Below are 4,718 nucleotides of genomic sequence, written 5' to 3'. Positions count from 1 at the left end.
AAGTCCCCCACCCGCTGGCGCGCCGCCGGGATACGCACCCGCTCCATCAGCTCCACCGCCCTGGCCCTGGCCTCCTTGCGGCCCAGGCCCTGATGGACCCGGAACATCTCGGCCAGCTGATAGCCCACCGTCAGCACCGGATTGAGCGACGAGAGCGCATCCTGGAAGATCATCGCCATCTTCGAACCGCGGATCTTGCGCCGCTCCTCCTCCGGGAGCTCCAGCAGATCCCGCCCCTGGAAGAGGATCCGGCCGCCGGTGATGCGGCCGGGCGGCATGTCGAGAATGCCCATCACCGCCTGCGCGGTCACCGACTTCCCGGAGCCGGACTCGCCCAGCACCGCCAGCGACTCGCCCGCCTCGACGCTGTAGCTCACGCCGTTGACGGCCTGCGCCACACCGTCCCGGGTGTGGAACTCGACGTGCAGGTCGCGCACTTCCAGCAGGCTCACCGCTCTCACCTCAGCTTCGGGTCGAGGGCGTCGCGCACCGCGTCGCCGAGCATGATGAACGCCAGTACGGTGAGGCTGAGCGCCGCGGCCGGGTAGAGCAGGATGTGCGGCGCGTTGCGGAACTGCATGCCCTGGGAGGCCGCCGAGATGTCCGCCCCCCATGAGACGGTGGGCGGCTGGAGCCCCACGCCGAGATAGCTGAGCGTCGCCTCCAGCGAGATGTAGGTGCCCAGCGCGATGGTCGCGGTCACGATCACCGGGGCGACGGCGTTCGGCAGGATGTGCCGCACCATCATCCGTACGGTGCCGGCCCCCAGCGCCCGTGCCGCCTGCACATAGTCGTTCTGCTTGACGGTGATGACCGACCCCCGTGCGATACGGGCCACCTGCGGCCAGCCGAGCAGCACGATGAAGGTGACCACCGTCCACACCGAGCGGCTGCCGGTCATGGAGAGGAATACCAGACCGCCCAGGACGATCGGGATGCCGAAGAAGATGTCCGTGACGCGGGAGAGGATCGCGTCCCACACCCCGCCGAAGAACCCGGCCAGCCCGCCCAGCAGACTGCCCAGCACCGCGACCCCCGCCGTGGCGCAGACGCCGACCGTCACCGAGGTACGGGCGCCGTAGACGACCCGCGTGTAGACGTCGCAGCCCTGGGCGTCGTAACCGAACCAGTGCCCCGCCGAGGACGGGTCGAGGGAGCGGCCGAGGCGGCAGGAGAGCGGGTCCCGCGAGGCGATGAGGCCGGGCCAGATCGAGATGAGCACCAGAAAGGCGATGAGCAGGCCCGCGATCACGAACACGGGGTTGCGCCGCAGATCGTGCCACGCGTCCGACCACAGGCTGCGCCCCCGCTCGGGGCCCGGCCCGGGCGGGGGCGATCCCTCGATCTCCTGTCCCTCGTCCTCGGCCAGCTCCATGGCCCCGCCGGGCCCCTCGATCGCGGGCGTCCCCGTCACAGCCCGGCCCCCCGTCGGTTCGACGGCGCCCCTCTTCCCACCGCCGGGTGCGTACTGATCGGGTGGTCGCCCACTGCTCGGCGCCGCCGGCCCCGTGGGCGGGGGCGCGGCGCGCCGTCGGCGGCGTCCGGGCGGGGTGGTGGGTTACACATAGCGAATCCTCGGGTCAAGCACCGCGTACAACAGGTCGACGAGCAGGTTCGCGAGGAGGAAGACGATGACGAGGATGGTCACGAACCCGACCACGGTCGGCGAGTTCTGCCGGACGATGCCCTGCCACAGCTGGAAGCCGACGCCCTGGATGTTGAAGATCCGTTCGGTCACCAGCGCGCCCGCCATCAGATTGCCGACGTCGGTACCCAGAAAGGTGACGACGGGAATCAGCGAGTTGCGCAGCAGATGCCGCACCGTCACCCGCCGCCGCGACAGCCCTTTGGCGATGGCGGTCCGTACGTAGTCGGCGCGGGAGTTCTCCGCGATCGAGGTGCGGGTCAGCCGGGTGACGTAGGCGAGCGAGACGAGGGCGAGGACGAGGCCGGGCAGCAGCAGCTCCCCCACCGGTGCGGCGGGCGAGACGGCGGGGGCGATCCACCCCCATTTCACGCCGAGCAGATACTGGGCGAGGCTGCCGGTCACGAACGTCGGTACGGAGATGACGACGAGAGTCATCATCAGGACCCCGGAGTCGACCGGGCGCCCGCGCCGCAGCCCGGTGACCACACCCAGCACGATGCCGATGACGATCTCGATGACGATGGCGACCAGGGCGAGACGAATGGTGATGGGGAAGGCGGTCGCCATCAGTTCGGTGACCGGCCGGCCGTTGAAGGCGTTGCCGAAGTCACCGGTGAAGATCTTTCCCATGTAGAGCCCGTACTGCTGCCAGATGGGCTTGTCGAGGTTGAATTCCTCGCGCAGTTGCTGGGCGGTCGCCGGGTCGGGGGCCCGCTCCCCGAACAGCGCGTTGACCGGGTCCCCGACGGCGTACACCATCACGAAGATGAGGAAGGTCGTCCCGATGAAGACCGGGATCATCTGGAGCAGTCGTCTGATGACGTAGCGCCCCACTGCGGCTCACTTGACCTTGATGTCGGTGAAGACCGGAACGGAGAAGGGGTTGAGTTTGACGTTGCTGACGCGGCTGGAGTATCCGGCGTTCCCGTTCTGGTACCACAGCGGAATGGCCGGGAAGACGTCCAGGATGCGCTTCTCCGCCTGCTGGAAGAGGTCGACGGCGGACTTCTCGTCGGCTGCGGCGTTCGCCTTGTCGATGAGCTTGTCGACCTGGGGGTCGGAGAAGCCGGAGTCGTTGGAGGAGGCGTCCGTGTAGTAGATGGGCTGGAGGAAGTTCTGGATGAGCGGATAGTCCATCTGCCAGCCCGTCCGGAACATTCCCGTCAGCTTCTTGTCGGTGATGTCGGAGCGGAACTCACCGAAGGTCGGCACCGGGTTGATGCTGCAGGCGTTGTTCCTGCCGAGCGTGCGGTTGATGCTGTTGCAGACCGCCTCCATCCACTGCCGGTGGGAGCCGGTGTCCACGTTGGAGGTCAGGGTGATCTTCCCACCGGGCAGGCCGCCGCCCTGCTCGATGAGCTTCTTGGCACCTTCGGGGTCGTACTCGCACGCGTCGCCGCACAGTCCGGGCTTGTAGCCGCCGGCGGCCTTGAGCACCGGCGAGGTGAGGTCGGTCGCCGGCTCGCGGGTGCCGTGGTAGATCTTGTCGGTCACCTGCTTGCGATTGATCGCCTTGGACAGTCCGCGGCGCACCAGGGCGGCCTTCTTGCTCTGCCACTTCTTGTCGTACATCGGGAAGGAGATGGTCTGGGTGATGCCTGCGGGCTGGTTGATGTAGCGCCCGTTCAGGTCCCGCTCGGCATTCTTGAGCTGCCCGGCGGGCAGTTCGTCGACGACGTCCAGGTTGCCGGCCTGCAGATCGGTGTAGCCGGTGTTCTGGTCGGTGTAGACCTTCAGCTCGACGCCCTTGTTCCGGGGCTTGTCCTTCCCGGCGTAGTACTTGTTCCGGGACAGCTTCATCGACTGTCCCTTGGTGTACGAGTCCACCTTGTAGGGGCCGTTTCCGACGGGCTTTTTCAGCCAGCCGTCGTGGTCGGTGAAGAACGACTTCGGCAGCGGCGCGTAGGCGCTGTAGCCGAGCGTCTGCGGCCAGAGGGAGAACTTCTGGTTGAGCTTCACCGTAAAGGTGCGGTCGTCCCGCACCTTGAGTCCGGACAGCTTTTCGGCCTTGGGCTTCCCCTTCTCGGGGTGGACGTCCTGGTAGCCCTCGATGTACTGGAAGAAGTAGGAGTTGATCTGCTTGTTGGTGACCAGCGCCCCGTAGTTCCAGGCATCCACGAAGGAGTCGGCCGTCACGGGTGTCCCGTCGGAGAACTTCCAGCCCTTCTTCAGCTTGATGGTGAAGTTGCGCTGGTCGTCGGTGGTGATGGACTCGGCGACGGCGTTCTGCGCCTCACCCGTGGTGGGGTCGTACTTCTTCAGGCCCCGGGAGATCATGTCGAGGACCTTGCCGCCCTGCACCTCGTTGGTGTTGGCCGGCTCGACCGGATGCTGCGGATCGGTCCAGAACGCGCGTACAACCCCGTCCTGCGCGCCGCCCCCGCTGCTGCTGGTGGCGCCGCCGCCGCAGGCCGTCGCCAACAGTGCGACCGCCCCGGCGGCGGCGAGCGCCCGCCTGGTCATGGTGGTGCGGGTGGCTCCACGCATGGGTGCCTCCTGGGTGCGCCGTGGGTCCGAGTACGCCTCGAACCCACATAACACCTTTTGACACCATATGCCTGGCTGCCTTGCCCGCCGTGGAACGGGCCGGAACCCGTTTGGGGGACACCGGCCGCGGCGGCGTCAGGCCGCGACCACCGCCGCGTCCTCCTCGGCGAAGTGGCAGGCCGACGGATGCGCGGCGCCCGAGTCGGAACCCTCGTACAGCGCGGGAACGGCCAGCAGCGGCACCTCGTCGGCACAGCGCTGCTCGGCCTTCCAGCAGCGGGTGCGGAACCGGCAGCCCGACGGCGGATTGGCCGGTGAGGGTACGTCGCCTTCCAGCACGATGCGCTCCCGCCTGCCCTCCGCCTCCGGGTCGGGGACCGGGACGGCCGACAGCAGCGCCTGCGTGTAGGGGTGCGTGGGGTGCTCGTAGATCTGCTCGTCGGTGCCGATCTCGGCCATCTTGCCGAGGTACATCACCCCGACGCGGTCGGAGATGTGGCGGACGATGGACAGGTCGTGGGCGATGAACATGTAGGAGAGCCCGAACTCGTCCTGCAACCGCTCCATCAGATTGACCACCTGC

General features: G+C 67.8%; 5 protein-coding genes. All 5 read right to left on the bottom strand.

Annotated elements, in window-relative coordinates; all coding sequences use genetic code 11:
• On the bottom strand, positions 1-452 hold a 452-nt coding region (locus JW613_RS35385; RefSeq protein WP_209215299.1), incomplete at its 3' end, for an ATP-binding cassette domain-containing protein.
• Between the two features lie 5 nt (positions 453-457).
• Positions 458-1,375 (bottom strand): ABC transporter permease, encoded by a 918-nt coding sequence (locus JW613_RS35380; protein WP_221506816.1) that lies wholly within the window; start codon positions 1,373-1,375, stop codon positions 458-460.
• 183 nt (positions 1,376-1,558) lie between these two features.
• Complete coding sequence (locus tag JW613_RS35375; protein WP_209215298.1) at positions 1,559-2,482, bottom strand: ABC transporter permease; 924 nt, start codon at positions 2,480-2,482, stop codon at positions 1,559-1,561.
• A 6-nt stretch (positions 2,483-2,488) separates the two neighbouring features.
• Complete coding sequence (locus JW613_RS35370; protein ID WP_209215297.1) at positions 2,489-4,135, bottom strand: peptide ABC transporter substrate-binding protein; 1,647 nt, start codon at positions 4,133-4,135, stop codon at positions 2,489-2,491.
• 135 nt (positions 4,136-4,270) lie between these two features.
• Positions 4,271-4,718: oligopeptide/dipeptide ABC transporter ATP-binding protein (locus JW613_RS35365; protein WP_209215296.1), on the bottom strand; the 448-nt coding region annotated here is incomplete at its 5' end.

The sequence above is a fragment of the Streptomyces smyrnaeus genome, from assembly GCF_017676345.1.
Lineage (GTDB): Bacteria > Actinomycetota > Actinomycetes > Streptomycetales > Streptomycetaceae > Streptomyces > Streptomyces smyrnaeus.
Note: the sequence above shows the minus strand (reverse complement) of the source record. Positions and strands in the feature narration are given on the sequence as shown.